The 18,084-nt window shown below is 52.7% G+C and carries 17 protein-coding genes; 7 read left to right on the forward strand and 10 right to left on the reverse strand.

Annotation, left to right across the window (positions count from 1 at the left end):
- Positions 1-51 precede the first annotated feature (51 nt).
- The 6 genes from HMY34_RS03155 to exbB all read right to left on the reverse strand — a co-directional run bounded on the left by HMY34_RS03155 (position 52) and on the right by exbB (position 5,645).
- Positions 52-978 (reverse strand): OmpA family protein, encoded by a 927-nt coding sequence (locus tag HMY34_RS03155; RefSeq protein ID WP_202717865.1) that lies wholly within the window; start codon positions 976-978, stop codon positions 52-54.
- A 120-nt stretch (positions 979-1,098) separates the two neighbouring features.
- Positions 1,099-1,581 (reverse strand): GNAT family N-acetyltransferase, encoded by a 483-nt coding sequence (locus HMY34_RS03160; RefSeq protein ID WP_202717866.1) that lies wholly within the window; start codon positions 1,579-1,581, stop codon positions 1,099-1,101.
- Positions 1,578-3,758, reverse strand: a complete 2,181-nt coding sequence (katG, locus tag HMY34_RS03165; protein WP_202717867.1) for a catalase/peroxidase HPI — start codon at positions 3,756-3,758, stop codon at positions 1,578-1,580. The genes HMY34_RS03160 and katG overlap by 4 nt, the downstream gene beginning before the upstream one ends.
- A 296-nt stretch (positions 3,759-4,054) precedes the next feature.
- Complete coding sequence (locus tag HMY34_RS03170) at positions 4,055-4,837, reverse strand: energy transducer TonB (protein WP_202717868.1); 783 nt, start codon at positions 4,835-4,837, stop codon at positions 4,055-4,057.
- Positions 4,834-5,217, reverse strand: a complete 384-nt coding sequence (gene exbD, locus HMY34_RS03175) for a TonB system transport protein ExbD (protein ID WP_202717869.1) — start codon at positions 5,215-5,217, stop codon at positions 4,834-4,836. The genes HMY34_RS03170 and exbD overlap by 4 nt, the downstream gene beginning before the upstream one ends.
- Positions 5,214-5,645 (reverse strand): TonB-system energizer ExbB, encoded by a 432-nt coding sequence (gene exbB / locus HMY34_RS03180; protein WP_202717870.1) that lies wholly within the window; start codon positions 5,643-5,645, stop codon positions 5,214-5,216. The genes exbD and exbB overlap by 4 nt, the downstream gene beginning before the upstream one ends.
- A 240-nt stretch (positions 5,646-5,885) precedes the next feature.
- On the opposite strand from exbB, the gene HMY34_RS03185 reads away from it, so the two are divergent.
- The 7 genes from HMY34_RS03185 to HMY34_RS03215 all read left to right on the forward strand — a co-directional run bounded on the left by HMY34_RS03185 (position 5,886) and on the right by HMY34_RS03215 (position 12,517).
- The gene (locus tag HMY34_RS03185) at positions 5,886-8,183 is read left to right on the forward strand and encodes a TonB-dependent receptor (RefSeq protein WP_202717871.1); all 2,298 of its coding nucleotides are present in this window, start codon (positions 5,886-5,888) and stop codon (positions 8,181-8,183) included.
- A 2-nt stretch (positions 8,184-8,185) separates the two neighbouring features.
- Complete coding sequence (locus HMY34_RS03190) at positions 8,186-8,869, forward strand: Fe2+-dependent dioxygenase (protein ID WP_202717872.1); 684 nt, start codon at positions 8,186-8,188, stop codon at positions 8,867-8,869.
- Positions 8,870-8,880: 11 nt separating this feature from the next.
- Complete coding sequence (locus HMY34_RS03195; protein ID WP_202717873.1) at positions 8,881-9,888, forward strand: Fe(3+) ABC transporter substrate-binding protein; 1,008 nt, start codon at positions 8,881-8,883, stop codon at positions 9,886-9,888.
- A 54-nt stretch (positions 9,889-9,942) separates the two neighbouring features.
- Positions 9,943-10,536, forward strand: a complete 594-nt coding sequence (locus HMY34_RS03200; protein WP_228287965.1) for a HupE/UreJ family protein — start codon at positions 9,943-9,945, stop codon at positions 10,534-10,536.
- A gap of 12 nt (positions 10,537-10,548) precedes the next feature.
- Complete coding sequence (locus HMY34_RS03205; protein ID WP_202717874.1) at positions 10,549-11,073, forward strand: HupE/UreJ family protein; 525 nt, start codon at positions 10,549-10,551, stop codon at positions 11,071-11,073.
- A 33-nt stretch (positions 11,074-11,106) separates the two neighbouring features.
- Positions 11,107-11,694: a DUF1007 family protein gene (locus HMY34_RS03210; protein ID WP_202717875.1), complete on the forward strand. Its 588-nt coding sequence runs from the start codon at positions 11,107-11,109 to the stop codon at positions 11,692-11,694.
- A 181-nt stretch (positions 11,695-11,875) separates the two neighbouring features.
- Entirely contained in the window at positions 11,876-12,517 is a 642-nt protein-coding gene (locus tag HMY34_RS03215; protein WP_202717876.1) for a peroxiredoxin, read from the forward strand.
- 68 nt (positions 12,518-12,585) lie between these two features.
- On the opposite strand, the gene HMY34_RS03220 is transcribed toward HMY34_RS03215, so the two are convergent.
- The 4 genes from HMY34_RS03220 to HMY34_RS03235 form a co-directional block, all read right to left on the reverse strand.
- Positions 12,586-13,155: a TMEM165/GDT1 family protein gene (locus HMY34_RS03220; RefSeq protein ID WP_443080461.1), complete on the reverse strand. Its 570-nt coding sequence runs from the start codon at positions 13,153-13,155 to the stop codon at positions 12,586-12,588.
- Positions 13,152-13,613 (reverse strand): rhodanese-like domain-containing protein, encoded by a 462-nt coding sequence (locus HMY34_RS03225; RefSeq protein ID WP_202717877.1) that lies wholly within the window; start codon positions 13,611-13,613, stop codon positions 13,152-13,154. The genes HMY34_RS03220 and HMY34_RS03225 overlap by 4 nt, the downstream gene beginning before the upstream one ends.
- A 56-nt stretch (positions 13,614-13,669) precedes the next feature.
- The gene (locus tag HMY34_RS03230) at positions 13,670-16,054 is read right to left on the reverse strand and encodes a PAS domain-containing hybrid sensor histidine kinase/response regulator (RefSeq protein ID WP_202717878.1); all 2,385 of its coding nucleotides are present in this window, start codon (positions 16,052-16,054) and stop codon (positions 13,670-13,672) included.
- Between the two features lie 148 nt (positions 16,055-16,202).
- Positions 16,203-17,411, reverse strand: coding sequence for an RNA-guided endonuclease InsQ/TnpB family protein (locus tag HMY34_RS03235; protein WP_202717879.1), 1,209 nt, complete (start codon positions 17,409-17,411; stop codon positions 16,203-16,205).
- Positions 17,412-18,084 lie beyond the last annotated feature (673 nt).

Here is an 18,084-nt window from a genome sequence, read left to right on the forward strand (position 1 = left end):
GTAAGAGCCACATGAATAATTCTGAAAATAAATACATCATAACGATCTCCTTCACTCAGGGTTGATGTCAAAAGTAATTCGACGATTCTGGGAACGCCCCGCCTCACTATCGTTGGAGGCAATCGGCTTGCTTTCACCATATCCAGCGCTTTTGATTAAAGTACTATCAACACCTTTTTTGACGAGATAATCTTTCACCGCATCGGCACGCTGTGTGCTCAGGTTCTGATTGTAAGCATCATTCCCAACGTTATCGGTATGCCCACTCACCTGAATGCCCCGACCGGCGATCACATCCTTACAATCAGCTATAATGCCGGTGAGGGAATCCAGCAATGCCAAACTATCCCGCTTAATGGCAGACTTATTGGTTTCAAATAAAATGGTTTTGCCAGTCATGGCATCATTTAACTGCTGTTGGCAATTCATGACAGCTTGTTGTTCCGGCGCAGGCGCAGCTTCAGCAGGAGGAACAGCCTGCTCAATTGGGGCTTGCGCTGTTTGATCAGCAGCCGGAGCTTCTTGCTCAGCAGAAGGAACTTCTGGTTCGGTTGCGGCTTGTGCTGTTTGATCAGCAGGAGAAGCCGTAGCAGGCGCGGTTTCCGGTGCAGCATCAGACATTTGCACGGGTGCCGCGACAGGATCGGATTCTGGGGTTATTGCCACTTCCACCATATTCTGCACATCACGTACCCCGTACACACCTTGGACAATCTTAAGAGCCGCGTCCTGATCCTGCTTTGATGCAGCCATGCCGTTAAGCTGTACGTCGCGTCCACGCTGATCAAGATTCACTGTTGCCCAATCCATACCAGCCGCTTTTAATGCCGCTGTACTTCGCGTCGTTAAATCCGTTTCAACTGCTCCCTGACGCGCTCCCGTCATCAGGAAAAACAACAGGGGTAAACCCAGTAATGTCAGCAACCACCACCACATTGCGGGCAGTGCTCCGCAACAGCACGCGCTATTTTTTTCCATCACACTATCCTTTGGTTATCATTAACAAAATATCCAGTATGTAGTGTAGTAGCATTAATTACGGAAAAATTTTAAAAAATCATGATAAAAAGAATAATATTTTCGGCTATCGGTATCAGGTTAAACTGATTTAATTAGCGCTAACCAATAACGATTAGCGTAATGACGAGCAGGATTTTCAACCGGCAGTTTCACCAAACCACACGCGGCGAAGAAATTTTCAGCATCCGCCTGCGCTTTCACTAACAACCCTGCATACCCGCCTGCCAAGGCTGCTTGCTGCGCTGCCTGCAACAACTTCTTCCCCAATCCTTGACGCTGAAAATCCGGGTGAACGTATAAGCCGTGCAGCAATAAACCCGCTTGTTGCGCCGGGGTATCACGCGGATCAGCCGCCTCCCACGCCGCCACCGCCACAATGCACGAGGCATCATTCCGCAACACCTGCATCTGCAAATGCTGAAGATCCGCCACATCGTAACGGTAACTCGGTAAGGACAAGCGTTTTACCCGTTCCGGCAACTGCCAGCCCATCACAGCGGCTTCAATCACCGCATTGATGGCTGGCAAATCTTGAGGGGTAAGGTTACTCCCTGGTTTCATGCCAAATCGAAGCGGTCGAGATTCATCACCTTATTCCATGCTGCCACAAAGTCATGCACGAACTTTTCCTTGCTATCGTTCTGCGCATACACCTCTGCAACCGCTCGAAGCTGAGAATTGGCACCAAACACCAAATCAACCCGCGAACCCGTCCACTTCACCGCACCACTGGCACGATCACGCCCTTCAAACACATTCTCATCCGCAGTGGCTTGCCAGTCGGTACGCATATCGATCAAATTCACGAAGAAATCGGTAGTGAGTGCTTCAGGCCGTTGGGTAAACGCAGCATTGAGTACCCGCATCCCACCCACTAGCACGGTCATTTCCGGTGCAGTCAGCGTCAGCAATTGCGCCTTATCGAGCAGCATTTCTTCGGCTGACACAGCAAATTTGCCCTTGAGGTAATTGCGGAAACCGTCTGCCACGGGTTCAAGCACGGCGAACGCTTCGACATCGGTCTGCTCTTGTGTTGCGTCAGTGCGCCCTGCTGCAAACGGTACTTTGACGGTAAATCCGGCATTCGCCGCCGCCTGCTCCACCGCCGCGCAACCGCCCAGCACGATTAAATCCGCGAGCGATACTTTTTTGCTGCCGGATTGCGCTGCATTGAATGCGCTCTGAATGCCTTCAAGCACTGTTAACACTTTAGCCAGTTGCGCAGGCTGATTCACCGCCCAATCCTTTTGCGGTGCAAGGCGAATCCGCGCCCCGTTTGCCCCTCCGCGCTTGTCCGAGCCCCGGAAAGTTGATGCCGAAGCCCACGCCGTTGTCACCAGCTCAGCAATGGAAAGTCCTGATGCCAACAGCGTGCCTTTCAGGTCAGCAATGTCCTGCGCGTCGATCAAGGTATAATCAATCGCCGGAACAGGGTCTTGCCAAATCAGATCTTCGGCTGGAACTTCAACGCCAAGATAGCGTGAACGCGGCCCTAAATCACGGTGAGTCAGTTTGAACCATGCCCGTGCAAACGCATCCGCGAATTCATCAGGATTCTGCTGGAAATGCCGTGCAATCGGCTCGTAAATCGGGTCAAAACGCATTGCCATGTCAGCCGTGGTCATAATGATCGGCACACGCTTGGCTGGGTCATCCGCCGCTGGCGCAAGATTGCTTTCGGTGGCGGTTTTGGGTGTCCATTGCCATGCACCGGCGGGACTTTTGGTCAGTTCCCATTCGTTATTGAAGAGCATATCCAGATAGCTGTTGTCCCACTGAGTCGGCGTTGGTGTCCACGAACCTTCCAAGCCGCTGCCGATTTGGTCGCCACCTTTACCGCTGGCAAAGCTGTTCTTCCAACCCAAGCCCATTTGTTCAATGGCTGCGGCTTCAGGGGCAGCACCAACGTGGGTAGCACTTCCCGCGCCGTGGCATTTGCCGAACGTGTGTCCCCCAGCAGTAAGGGCAACGGTTTCGTAATCGTCCATCGCCATGCGAGCGAAGGTTTCGCGCACATCTCGGCCTGAACCCAGTACATCCGGGTTTCCGTCGGGGCCTTCGGGGTTCACGTAGATCAAGCCCATCTGCACCGCTGCCAACGGGTTTTCCAAATCACGTTCGCCGCTGTAACGCTTGTCGCCGCCCAGCCATTCGGCTTCACTGCCCCAATACACATCTTCTTCAGGTTCCCAAATGTCTTCGCGCCCACCCGCAAAACCAAAGGTCTTGAAACCCATCGACTCCAGCGCACAGTTACCGGTGAGGATGAATAAATCGGCCCACGAAATCTGATTGCCGTATTTTTGCTTGATCGGCCACAGCAAACGCCGCGCTTTGTCGAGGTTGACGTTATCCGGCCAACTGTTGAGCGGGGCGAAACGCTGATTGCCATGCCCTGCCCCACCGCGCCCGTCGCTGATGCGGTACGTGCCTGCGCTATGCCAGGCCATGCGGATGAACATTGGCCCGTAATGACCGTAATCGGCAGGCCACCAGTCTTGCGAATCGGTCATTAGCGCGTAGAGGTCTTGTTTGATGGCTGCCAGATCGAGTTTTTTGAATTCATCGGCGTAATGGAAATCCGCGCCCAGCGGGTTGGATTTGGCGGTGTGTTGGTGCAAGATGTTGAGTTTCAACTGGTTAGGCCACCAGTCGCGGTTGGATGTGCCACGACCGGCATTGCTGGCTGCGGGTGTGCTGGTGTGTCCCATAACAGGACATTTGCTTACGTCACTCATGGTGTTTCTCCTAGTGGTGATTGGTGTTGTGTAAAGCTCCTTAATAGTTATAGTCTTTTCGCATCAATCCATCTAGCTGATTAAAACGAACGTATCATCCTATTTTTTATCAATAGTAGGGGAATGAAATGTCATGCAGTCATTCATCGACGTCCCTGAACATCCGTAGTTAATCGGTTTAGCATTCGCTACCGGCGCTTTCACGGGATCGTTAGCACATGCCCCCAACAAGCCGATTAAAGTAATGGCTGTGCATATTTGCCAGACTTTGGCTAATGATTTCACGAGAGTTCTCCTCAATTGATTCTAAAATTAACGGGTACTTGGACGATGGATTCGATGTTTTGACCGCTACGGGTCGCGGGTACAAATGCCCAACCGCGTACCGCTTTGACAGCAGCAGAATCCAGTGATGCATTACCAGAGGATTTCTGGACTCTGGCGGCTATCACGCTACCGCTGGGGCTAACGTTGGCACGTACAATGGTAGTGCCTTCCGTACCCGATTCCAGTGCACGGCGTGGATACTCCGGTGGGCGCGGTGGGCGGCGATAACGCGGGTTGGTAATCACCGGCACTTCGTTTTGTGCCTGTGCTGCTGCACGCGCAGCGGCTTCCTGTTGCGCCCTTTGACGTGCCTGACGTTCGGCGACTTCACGCTGTTGCTGTTCGCGCATTTCCTGTTGGCGTTGCTGTTCCTCACGCTCACGACGTTCTGCTTCACGGCGTTCGCGTTGCTCCTGCTCTTGGCGCAAATCCTTTTCTGGCTCAGGTTTGGGCAAGGGTTTTTCCACCTTCTTTTCCGGCTTGGGTTTTTCCGGTTTCGGCTTTTCCTTTGGCTTGGGCTTAGGTTGCGGCGGTGGTGGGGGTGGCGGCGGCGGTGGTTCCGGCGCTACCTGCGGCACGGGTTCGGGGGCAGGTTCGGGAGCTTGCGGCTCGAACATGCTCAATTCCACCGGCAGAATGGGGGGTTCTTCCGGTTTGGTTTCTGCGGCAAACAGGAGCGGCATCAGGAACAATGCCAACCCAATATGCACAGCCGTGGAAATACCAAAGCCGCTGATATGATTGGTTTTCATGGCTCTTGCTGTGCCTGTATCGAAAGGTTATTGAGTTCCTGTGCTTTCAGCAAATCAATCAATTTGACGAAATGCTCAAACACAGCAGCTTTATCAATGCGCAATACAATCAACGTTTCTGGCTTGGCTTGCACCTTGAGCTTTGCAGCCATTTGTTCCAGCGTGACTTTTTCTTCACCAAGGAAAAACTCATTCTGTGCATTGATGGCAATTTCCAACGGCTCTTCATCTTTCGATGGCTCGCTGACTTGTTCGGCGGTGGGCAGATTAACCGGAATCAGCCCTTGAGACACAAAACTTGCCGTGGTCAGCACGATCGCCAGCAACACCAGCATAATGTCGATGAAGGGGATCATATTGATCTGGTCGAAACGTTTCATGCAAAGCCATCCTGCAAAGCCGTCCAACGTGATACCAGCACGTCCACTTTGCGCATCAAGCCGTTGTAAAACAGGATGGCGGGAATCGCAACCAACAGCCCGGCAGCGGTAGCTTTCAGCGCCATTGCCAGACCGAGCATAATGCTGTTCACATCCAGCTTGTTGCCTTGTCCCATTTCGTGGAAGGTAATCAAAATCCCCAAGACTGTGCCTAACAGCCCCACATACGGCGCATTCGCGCCAACACTGGAAATAGTGGTCAGATTGCGGGTCAGCGCGACTTTCAGCAGCTCAATGTGCTTGAATTCCGCCAGTTTAATGCGCCAGAAGTAGATATAACGCTCCACCGCGAACGCCAGCATAATAAAGCTCATAAAGCCCAACGTGCCTAGCACCATGTGATCCAGATACAGTTTGAGAAATTCCATTGTGTTAGTAAAACCTCGTAAAATTAAACGACTAATCTCAGTTAATACCGCGTGCTGCTGAATGTTCGTCAAAGTGCAGCAAGCTGTCAAATAGAAATTATTCGCATTTTTACCATAAAAGTCTTGACCTGTAAAATAGAATGATTATCATCTGCAAGCTATAGAGTACGCATCGCATAGCCACTAACCTGACAGCCACGGATGCTTCTTCGAGTAACATTTTTATTTTAGGAGTATCCCGTGAGCTGTCAGAAAAAACCCCTTGCTATCCGTAGCAGTGTTAACCGTGCCGAATCCCCCGCTATTGCCCTTGCTTCGGCTGCATTTGTCATGATGGCAAGCATTGCTTCCCCTAGCCAAGCGGCGGATGACACTAAAAAAACCAAAGATGCCAAAGCCGACGTTACCCAACTCGAAGGTGTGACCGCAGAAGCCAAGCAAGCCGCCCCCGGTTCCAACCCAAACGCTGACCCGGAAGCGCCATACAAAGTCGACAAATCCGCCAACACCAAATTCACCGAACCCCTCCTGAACGTTTCCAAAACCATCACTGTCGTCGGTAAGGAACAAATGGAAGACGCGGGCGTAATGGCGCTGAAAGACCTGATGCGCACCCAACCGAGCGTAACCATGGGAACCGGCGAAGGCGGTAATGCGGAAGGCGACCGTTTCCTGATCCGTGGTTTCGACACACGTAACGATATTTTCGTCGACGGAATGCGTGACCCCGGTTCCACTACCCGTGATGTGTTCGCCTCTGAGCAAATCGAAATTGCCAAAGGCCCAAGCTCTACCTTCGCAGGGCGTGGTACGACAGGCGGCGCGGTCAACAGCGTTTCCAAAAAACCGCAGGATGCTAACTTTGCACGCGGCACATTGACTGTGGGCGACGACAACCGTGCAACCCTAGACGCTAACCGCGTGGTCAACGACAAAGTGAAAGTGCGCAGCAACCTGATGATTCAAGATTCCGAAATTGCCGGACGGGATCACCTGTACAAAAAAGGTCACGGTGCCGCCATCGCTGCTGATATTGCAGCCAGCGAGAAAATGGACGTTTCCTTGGATTATTACCACCTGCGTAACGAAGCCATGCCAGACCGTGGGCATCCGTGGGATCGGACAACCGGCGCACCGGCAGCGGTTGATCGTAGCAATTCTTACGTGATTGTCGGGCGTGACTTCCACGACACGGGTGCGGATATTTTAACGGGTACGGTGGACTACAAAGTCTCTCCAAACACCACGATCAACAGCAAAACCCGTGTGGGCGAAACCACCAATAAGTACATCGTTTCCAAACCCGGCAGCGTCCCTGCCACTGGCTTGACCGCAACGTCGACGATCACCAACAGTACCAATACCGCTGATTTCACCAATACCTTCACCGGCAACAGTACCCAAATCACCCATGAATTCCACAAAGGTGATGTCGAACATACCGTGGTGGCAGGTTTTGAAGTGAGCAAGGAAAAAATCAAAAACGATGTACCGAGTTTGAATACCTTTAATGCCACAACCAATCCGACTGGCGTTCCCGCTCCCGTACTGAACATTATTAACCCCAATAATAACGTTGCCGCACCGGGCATCAATGGTGTAAGCCGTACCTCCAACATTAATGCCGATGTGAATTCGGTTTATGTCATGGATACCGTCAAGCTCAACCCCAAATGGGAAGTATTCGGCGGTATCCGTCACGATACCTTCGACATTACCAGCGAATCCCTCACTTACGGGGCGGGTACAACCAGTGGTGCGGTGAATGGGGTCGCGCCCCCGGTCAAATACAACGAAGGCTTTACCAACGGTCATGCCGGTGTCGTGTATAAGCCCAAGGAAAACGGCAGCGTTTACGCCTCGGTTAGTACCTCATCCAACGTACCGGGCGAAATGTATGACGGCGTGGGCGATGTTGCCTACGGTGGTTTGAATGCTTCAGTTGCTGCATTTGAGCCAGAGCGCAATAAGAGTGTGGAACTCGGCACCAAATGGAACCTGGCCAACGATAACCTCGCGGTCAGTGCAGCAGTATTCCAGTTGGATAAGAGCAACAAAATCGAATCCAACACCAGTAACCAAGGTGAAGTACGCATCAAGGGTGTAGAGCTGGGCGTTTCCGGTAATGTCACCGAAAAACTCAGCCTTGCCGGTGGCGCGGTCTACATGGATAGCGAAATCACCGGCTCAGCAACCCCTGCGAACCTCGGCAAACCGTTAGCCAACATTGCCGAAAAGAGCGCCAGTGTGCAAACCAAGTACCAGATCACGCCGAAAATCGCCGTCGGTGGCAGCGTGATTCACACCGGTGAAGTGGGCGGCGGTGCATTTGCCGCAACCACGGGTAACACCATCAAAGCCTCCAACCGCCTCGATTTGATGGGTGAATACAAAATCAACAACAAGATGTCAGCGCAGTTGAATATGAAAAACGCTACGGATGAAACCATCTACGAAGCGTTATACCGCAGCGGCGCACCGTTCACTTACGTTGCGCCGGGTCGCACCACTAACCTTAGCCTAACCTACGACTTTTAATTATGCTGCTGTGTATACCCAATGTCTTGACCAAACAACAAGTTGCCCAGTGTCGCGCCCAACTGGATGCGGCAGAATGGGTCGATGGAAAAGTGACGGCAGGTCAACAAGCCGCCACCGCCAAAAATAACTTGCAACTGGCGCAGACTTCGCCACTGGCGCAAGAGCTAGGCGATTTCATCCTTGATGCACTCGCCAACAATTCGCAGTTCATTTCTGCCGCGCTGCCACTGAAAATTTACCCGCCGCTGTTCAACCGTTATGAAGGCGGCGGTAATTTCGGTATCCATGTCGATAATGCCATCCGCTACGTGCCGGGCACGATTGTCAGAGTACGCACCGACGTTTCTGCCACTTTGTTTCTCGCCGAACCGGAAGAGTATGAAGGTGGCGAACTGGTGATCGAAGACAATTTCGGCGCACAGGAAGTGAAACTCGCGGCAGGCGATATGGTGCTGTACCCCGCCACCAGTTTGCATCAAGTACTTCCCGTTACGAGCGGCGCACGCATCGCCTCGTTCTTCTGGATGCAAAGCATGATCCGCGATGACGGGCAACGCACCCTGCTCTACGACCTCGACCAAAGCATCCAGGAATTGACGATAGAACTCGGTGTGGGGCATCCGCAAACCGTCAAACTCGTCGGAATTTACCACAATTTGGTTCGCCGTTGGGCGGATACGTAAAGGAGTATCTTATGTTGAAAAAATTGACTGCTACTGTACTGCTGTTGTGCAGCACACAAGTGCTGGCTAATGAAGTGAATGTATATTCTGCCCGTGAAGAACAATTGATCAAGCCGCTGTTGGATGCGTTCAGCAAAGACAAGGGCGTGAAGGTCAACCTGATTACTGGCGATGATGACCCATTGCTGGAACGTTTGAAACGCGAAGGTGCGAATTCACCTGCTGACGTGCTGATTACCGCCGATGCGGGGCGTTTGCACCGTGCGGTGGAGGCTGGCACCTTGCAACCGATACAGTCCCCCAAGCTGAATCAGGCGATTCCGGCAAATTTGCGTGACCCTGCTAATCAGTGGTTTGGGCTGACTTACCGCGCACGGGTGTTGTTCTACAATCCCGCAAAAGTACAGGCGAATGAGCTTTCCACTTACGAAGATTTGGCTGATCCGAAATGGAAAGGGCGCGTGTGTGTACGTTCTTCCAGCAGCATTTATAACCAATCGTTGCTGGCGTCGATGATTGCCGCCAAAGGCACGGTGCAAGCCGAACAGTGGGCGCAAGGCTTGGTGGCAAATCTGGCAAAACCACCCAGTGGCGGCGACCGCGACCAAATTAAAGCGGTGGCGGCGGGTCAATGCGATGTCGCGATTGCCAACACGTATTACTACGCGCAAATGTTGTACGGGGGCGATGCCGTGCAGAAAGCCGCTGCCAGCAAGGTGAAAGTATTTTTCCCCAATCAGCGTGACCGTGGCACACACATCAATATCAGCGGCGCGGGCGTGACCAAATCCGCCAAAAACAAGGAAAATGCCATTAAATTGCTGGAATACATGGCGCTGGATGATGCGCAACGCTGGTATTCCAACACCAACGGCGAATACCCCGCCAAACGCGGTATTGCTGCCAGCCCGGAATTACAAAGCTGGGGTGCGTTCAAAAGCGATGCACTGAACCTGTCTAACCTTGGCAAACACAACGCACAGGCGGTGATAATGATGGATAAGGTGGGTTGGCAATAAAATCGCGGGAATACGCTACACTTTGTCCCATCAACCGATAGAGGTAATCAGCAGATGATTTCAACACAACAACGTTTCGGCATCGCCTTACTGCTCTTGGGCATGACTAGCAGCGTGTGGGCGCATTCCGATGCGGCGGGGATGAGCGGCGGCTTTTTCAGTGGCTTTACCCATCCCCTGTTTGGCTGGGATCACGTCGCCGCAATGGTCGCGGTCGGTTTATGGGGTGCATTTTTAGGGCGACCCGCCATTTGGATGCTGCCCGTGGTGTTTCCAGTCGTCATGGCGTTCGGTGGGGTATTGGGTATCGCAGGCATTCCCCTTCCCGCTGTTGAAACCGGCATTGCGCTATCGGCATTGGTGCTGGGGTTAATGGTGGTGTTGGCTGTGCGCCCGCCGTTATGGGTGGCGGCGGTGTTGGTGGGTGCGTTTGCGATTTTCCACGGTCATGCACACGGCACGGAATTACCCGATGCTGCCAGCCCGTTGGCGTATAGCCTTGGGTTTGTGATGGCGACGGGTTTATTGCACCTGTCTGGCATTGCCTTTGGTGAGTTGACTCGCTGGCCTTGGGGAAGCAGTGCCGTGCGTGCTGGCGGTGCAATCATCAGCTTGGCTGGGGTTGGTTTTTTGACTGGGCTGCTGTAAGTCATCGCCGCCATGTATAGCTTTTTCTTACAGGGGCTGACCCAGCCCTTGCACGTTCCGGCACATATCCTTGCTTTGATCGGCTTGGGTTTGTTGTTGGGGCAACAAGGCATTCGCCCACTACGCTACGGGGTGATGGCGTTTTTTATTGGGATTAGCAGCGGGATTGCGCTGACACGCTTTGCACTGCTGGCTTGGCCTTGGGAAACGGCACTGCTCGCTGGGGCGGGAGTGGCGGGGATGTTATTGGCCATACGCCTACCGCTGTGGCTCAGTGTTTGTGTCGCGTTTGCCGCTGTAATAGCGGTATTGCTGGGGTTGGATTCAGCCCCTAGCCTGATTCCAGGGCTAAAAGCGTTCAAAATCTATGCCATGATGGCAGGTACAGTCAGCAGTGCCACCTTCATCGTTTTACTGAGTGCCGCTATTGCGGTCGGTTTGCGCACACGTTGGGAAGGTATCGTGCTGCGGGTGCTCGGCTCGTGGGTCGTGGCTAGCGCCTTGATGGTGTTGGCGTTGCTGTTTGCCAAACACTAATATTGTTCACTTCGATCGCATTATAAGGTCATCATGTTAACCGTGAATTTTTCCAGCCGCGCCGCACTGTTGTTACTCGCGATGGCTCTACCGTTACACGCTAACGACTTCCACTATGGCATTGAGGCCAGCCATCAGGTGCAGGAAAACGCGGCAGGTCAGTTGACGGGTTTGCAAATGCACTGGGTTTACGATGCGGCAGTGACCGCCATGCTGATCGAAGGGGAAGATTTGCAGCCGAATAACCGCACTGCAACCCTGAAAACCGTTGGTGATCTGATGCTGTCTGACTTAAAAACACACGCTTATTTCACCACGATTACATTGAACGATGCCGCACTGCCCATTGCCAATGTCAGCGAATATCACTTGGATTTATTGCCCGACCAACGCTTGCAACTGGATTTTGTATTGCCTTTTGCTGCCCCACAAACGCTGACCGGCAAGCGTTTGGCTGTTGCGTTAGCCGACCCCACAGGCAGTGCCATTCCGATGTATAAAGATCAAAACAGCATTACCTTAGGGGCGCAAACCCAGCAAGATTGTCAAACGACTATCGAGCAGAAACCAACGTTTGAACATGGTGAAGCTGCGCAAATTATTCAGTTGCAATGCCGATAAGTAATGTCAAACCATCCTTGCCATCAAAAATAAACAGAAAACCGAACGAATCATCCCAAATAATCCATTTCACAAATGAATCAGTATTTAATAATATACCGATCATGGAAAGCAAAACGATCGACTAGCAAGATCAATCTTTCTTAATCACATCTGACTGCTCACAGTAAAGGATACTGAAATGGAAAACATGACAAACGCTATGCCACGCATTAACGAGCCAGCCCCCGCATTTGAAGCCCGCACCACCCACGGTGTAAAAAAGCTGGAAGACTACAAAGGCAAATGGTTGGTACTGTTCTCACACCCGGCTGATTTCACCCCAGTTTGCACCACCGAATTCATGGCATTTGCCAAACGCCAAAGCGAATTCGCCGCGTTGAATTGCGACCTGTTGGGCTTATCCATCGACAGCTACTACAGCCACGTCGCGTGGGTACGCAATATCAAGGAAAAATTTGGCGTGGAAATCGGTTTCCCGATCATCGAAGACCTGAGCATGAAAGTGGCGAATGCCTACGGCATGATCCACCCCGGCGCAGCGGATACTTCCGCCGTGCGTGCCACCTTCATCATCGACCCGAACGGCATTATGCGGGCAATGGTGTACTACCCGATGACTAACGGACGTTCGATTGATGAATTCCTGCGTTTGGTCGCGGCACTGCAAACCTCCGATACCCACAAGGTAGCGACACCAGAAGGCTGGCAACCGGGCGATAAAGTCATCGTGCCACCGCCGCAAGATGTCGCAGGCGCAGAAGCCCGCATGAACGAAGGTTACGAATGTACCGACTGGTATTTCTGCAAGAAATCGCTGTAATCTAACCCCTATACCTGCCATCACCGTAGAGACGCAACATCTTGCGTCTCTACCCTTCCAGCCCAAGCCTACAGCGCCAACAACGTCGCGATACCCAAGGTGGCAAAAATAGCAGCCGCAATCCCATGCACCAATTTCAATGGTAAATTGCTGCCCATCTTATCGCCCAGCAACACCGCCGGAACATTCGCCAGCATCATTCCCAAGGTTGTACCCGCGACCACCCAGAACAAAGAGGCGTATTGCGCCGCCAATGCCACGGTCGCAATCTGGGTTTTATCCCCCATTTCCGCAAGGAAAAACGCCACCACCGTTGCGCCGAAAATGCCGTAGTGCGTCGCATCCACCTTCACATCATCGTCATCCAGCTTGTCGGGGATCATAATCCACACCGCCATTGCCAGAAACGACAAGCCCAAAATCCAACGCAACGCCTCTTCACCTAACACCGTCGTGACCCACGCACCAATCGCCCCCGCGCCTGCATGATTCAGCAAAGTAGCCACCAAAATTCCCAGAATAATGGGAAGCGGGCGGCGGAATTTTGCCGCAAGCACGAGCGAAAGCAATTGGGTTTTATCGCCGATTTCCGCGAGGGCGACAATGCCGGTTGAGACCAGAAAAGCTTCCATGCTCATTGACGCACGACCGGCTTACCCGCTTTGATCCAACCCATAATCCCGTTCGTCACGTTATACACGTCTTTGTAACCGACTTGCGCCAACATATCCGCCCCCGCTCGTGTGCGGTTGCCGGTGCGACAAATCAAAGCAACGGGCTTATCGGTAGCGGCTACTTGCTGCACTTTAGTCAAAAAATCCGGCGCAACAGAGCCATTTTTCTGAAACAGCGTAATCCGATGGCTATCCGCGACAATGCCGGTTTGCGCCCACTCTTCCGGCAAACGAATGTCGATCAAGGTAACTTTTTGATCCAACAAGGTTTGTAATTCGGCATTCGATACATTCTTCACCGCCCCCTGTGCAGCCGCTGCAACCGCATTAGCCCCGCCAACACTTTCGGTTTTGGAACAAGCCCCCACCGTCATCACCACACCCATTGCCACCGTAAGAGCCAGCCATTTAACTGCATACATCACTATAAAACTCCAAAATTAACCATAATAAATAAGAACCGTTATTATTACAATGCTTAAGATGGCAGCGAAGCCAGCAGTTCTTCCAGCACTTGGACGTCGACTGGCTTGGGCATGTGCAGATCAAATCCAGCCGCTTCAGCCTTGCGCCGGTCATCTTCCTGACCGTAGCCCGTCATCGCAATGATCAGCGTATCGCTCAGCCCGCCGTTGCGCATTGCACGGCACGCCTGATAGCCATCCATCCCCGGAAGACCAATATCCAGCAACACCACCGCAGGCCGTTCCCGCAACGCGACTTCGACTGCTTGCTTGCCATCGTGGGCGACCAGCACCTCGTGACCAAAAATCGTGAGCAACATGACCATGCTGTCTGCCACGTCGGGGTTGTCGTCCACCAGTAGGATGCGTTGGGCGCGGGACGGTGCGGGCGAGTTAGCTAATACATCCGTGGATTGGAGCGCCGCTTCTTCAGCCAAACAGGGCAAGCGGATAATAAACTCACTGCCTTTGCCCAGCCCCTCACTGTGCGCCTCAACCTGACCACCGTGCATATCGACCAGACTTTTGACCAGCGACAAACCGATACCCAAACCACCATCGGAACGGTCGAGGTTGCGGTCTACCTGATAGAACAGGTCAAACAAACTCTTCAATGCTACCGGGTCGATGCCGCGCCCATTGTCACGCACCCGAATCACCGCTTCATGACCGACCTGTGCCACTGCCACCGTAATTGAGCCACCGGCATCGGTGTATTTCGCGGCGTTATTCAGCACATTACTGACCACCTGCGCTAGACGGGTGAAGTCACCCTCAACCCGAAGTGTTGAGACCGGCAATTCCACTTGCAGTTGGTGCTGGCGTGCGTCGATGTGCGGCTGGCTGGTTTCAATGGCTTGACGGATGACGGCTGCCACCTCCACCGTTTCTTTCTGGAGCGCAATCTTGCCCCGCGAGACCCGCGATATATCAAGCAAATCATCCACTAAGCGAATGAGTTGCTTCACCTGACGTTCAATCATCGCGGTGGCACGGCTCAAGGTCGGTTGCTGCGCCCCCTGCAAATGGATCACATGCACGGCGTTGCAGATGGATGCCAACGGATTGCGCAATTCGTGTGCCAGCATCGCCAGAAAAGCATCCTTGTGGTGATTCGATTCCTGCAAAGCCAACTCTGCCAGCTTGCGCCCGGTAATGTCTTGGGTAATACCGAAAGCGCCTTGCAACCCTCCAGCCGCATCGAATTCCAAATAAGCCTTCTCCAGCACCCATTTCACCTGATTATTGACCACAATGCGGTGTTCAATGGCGTAGGGTGTGCCATCCAGAGCGGCTTGCCACTGCGTATTCACAGACTCGCGATCGTCGGGGTGAACGATTCCCAGGAAAGTTTCGTAGGTTAAGGGCGTCTCTTTCGGTACGCCGAAGATGCGGTAGTTCTCATCAGACCAAAACAACACGTTTCGACCGACATCCAGCCGCCAACTGCCAAGTTGCCCGACGGCCTGCGCTCGGTTCAAGTCTTCACGGCTTTGCTGCAAGGCTTTTCGAGCCAGCATCCGCTCGGTCACTTCTTCCGCAGCGGTCAGAATACCGCCCACTTGTCCATCAGCCGTGAACCACGGGCGCACTTCCCATTTTAGCCATTGCGTCGTGCCATCCAAGCGTTCAAAGGGGTCTTCGTCGGCATTCAAGGTTTCCCCCGCCAGCCCCCGGCGATGCAACGCTTTCCAGTGTTCGGGAATCTCTGGGAACACCTCGTAATGCGAACGTCCGATAATCACCAGCTCATCCGGCAGACCAAAATCCTGCTTCCAGCGATTGCTGACGGCTAGATAACACATTTCATGGTCAAACATGGCAATGCTGGCGGGCGCATGTTCGATGAATAATCGCAACCGGGCTTCGCTCTCGCGCATGGCGGTATCAACGAGTTTGCGTTCGGTAACGTCCAGATTTGTGCCCACCACCCATTCGATTTGCCCGCTCGCATCGGTACGCACGGTTTCCACCGATTGGATACAGCGGCATTCCCCCGTATTGGGCTGCCGAATACGGAATTCGCGGGAACTCTGCCCACCTTGTGAAGCAGTTTCTTTTAAAATTGTTTCTTGTTGGGGCAAATCTTCTGGGAATACACAATGACTCCAATCGCTATACGCCAGAGTGCCGTCCGGCGTCGGGGTAATGCCATAAATCCGAAACATTTGCGGATCCCACCGGATCTGGTTAGTGCTGACATGCCATTCCCAAATCCCCACACCCGTCGCCTCGGTCGCCAGCCGCATCCGTTGCTCGGCGGCACGTAGCACATAAACTTCCTCGGCACGGATAGTACGCAAATTATCCTCAACCTGCGCCAGCCGCATTCGCAACTCGTTGCTTTCATTGATTAGCAATTGCTTGGCAGATAATATGGCAGGTAATTTTTTATGCATAACAACGACTCCATTCTGCACAAGCCTGTTTTAGGCTCACATTAAGAATAGTCGGTTTTACACCCCCGAACCAGTTATTCAAACTTGCGGTTAATGTCGGGGGCTTCCTTGTCATATTGCTGCGCCGTTCTTTTAAACTTATACAAACTTAACCAAGGTCAAGTTTGCGGTTAAATTCCTGCTTCACGGGGGCTGGTTTCGTCTTCGGCTTGCGCCCAAGACCAGCGCCTTCCCCTCCACAGGCAGACACCGTGGAACTCACGGCGTATTTTTCCAAATTATTGGCGGCGTTGATGTCACGGTCATGGACTGCGCCACATACGGGGCAAGTCCATTCACGTACCGATAGTGGTAGCTTGTCCACTTTATGCCCACAGCCGGGGGCAGAACAGGTCTTGCTGGAGGCAAAGAACCGATCAGCCACCACGACCACCGCACCCCGCATTCCCGCCTTGTATTCCAGTTGCCGCCGGAACTCGAAAAACCCCATGTCACTGATGGCACGGGATAAATGGCGGTTTTTCACCATGCCCGATACGTTTAAGTCTTCAATGCCAATGGTGTGGAAACGGCGGGTTAAATCCGTAGTGAGTTGATGCAAACTGTCTTGGCGGATGTTGGCTATCTTGGCGTGAAGCCTTGCCAGTTTTGCCTTGGCTTTATGGCGGTTGGCACTGCCTTTGACCTTGCGCGACAGGCTGCGGGATAGCCGTTTTAGGCGTGAAAGCAAGGCTTTATGCGGCTTCGCCCCAACCACTTTTTTCCCCGTTGATAGCGTTGCCAGTGCGGATACGCCCAAATCCACACCCACTGTGCCTTGGTTTTCGGCAGGCGGGAGGTGATGTTGGTCGGTATCCACGGTGATGCTGGCGAACCACTGGTCAGCGGTGCGGGAAATCGTGGCGGAGAGGATTTTGCCGGAAAAGCGTAATGTTTCCCGCATCCGCACTAACCCAAGATTGGGAATGCGGATGCGGCAAGCGTCGATAGCAAACTGGTCGTTGGTGAGGGTGAAACTGTCGCGGCTTTTGCCTTTCTTTTTGAATTGTGGGTACTTGGCTCGCCCTGCAAAGAAGTTTTTGAAAGCTGCACCGAGTTGGATAATCGCCATTTGTGGGGCGTTTTTAGTGACTTCGAGCATCCACGGGAATTGTTCGCGTTTGATGGCGTTCAATTGGCGGCGCAAGCCCATTTGGTTGGGTTTGGGCTGGGTGTTGTCTTCCTTCCATGCCGCGTATTGGGTTTGCCATTCCGCCAACGCCCAGTTGTAAGCAAACCGTGCTGTACCTGCGGCTTTCGCCAAGTACGTGGCTTGCTTATTGTTGGGGTCAAGACGGATTTTGTGGCTGATAATCATGAGGGATAGGATGCAATGCGGCAGGTTTTTTGTCTAGAGGTGAGTGTTTTTGATGTTGCTATCGACAGATGAACGGTAGTCTGCGCCTTGTAACTTCTCCAAAATGACAAAGATTGGAGAGGTTTGGGTGGGTTTTGTGGTAGCTGCTTCAAACCCTTACCTGTTGTGGCTGGAATCCCCCAAGCAATAAAAAATTTCAAAAAAATTACGCTGGCGACTGCCCGATTGCCTTCCTGCTTTGTCATTACCTGTAGAAACCGATTAAGATGCCCAGCGCATGACAGCCTTACGGGTGGAAGCACGCTTGCGCAGCGCTTGTTTGTAGTTCGGACTTTAGTCCGACAATTCCTTATAAAATATGGAAAATTCAGGTTCCATAAAGCACGATAATGATTTAAACTCGCTCAAATGATAAGCAACGAAAACCTTCTCCCTGCGATTTAGTGTGTACGCACTAGGGCGGTAGCGTCGTTTTTGGGGCGTAAACTTGCCGTATGCTGCGGTGCAAAGAGGCGTTACTTCACGCTGAGCCAAGCAACGGGACACTGAACCCGGTAATGAATGCTTTGACGGCATCCCTTGCCCTTGCTGCAAAACCGGCATGATGCGGGACTGCCACACACCGCTGTTGTACCTGCTGGACAAATGGCTCGAAACACCCAGAACCCTGTGC

The sequence above is a fragment of the Thiothrix subterranea genome (assembly GCF_016772315.1).
Classification (GTDB): Bacteria; Pseudomonadota; Gammaproteobacteria; order Thiotrichales; family Thiotrichaceae; genus Thiothrix; species Thiothrix subterranea.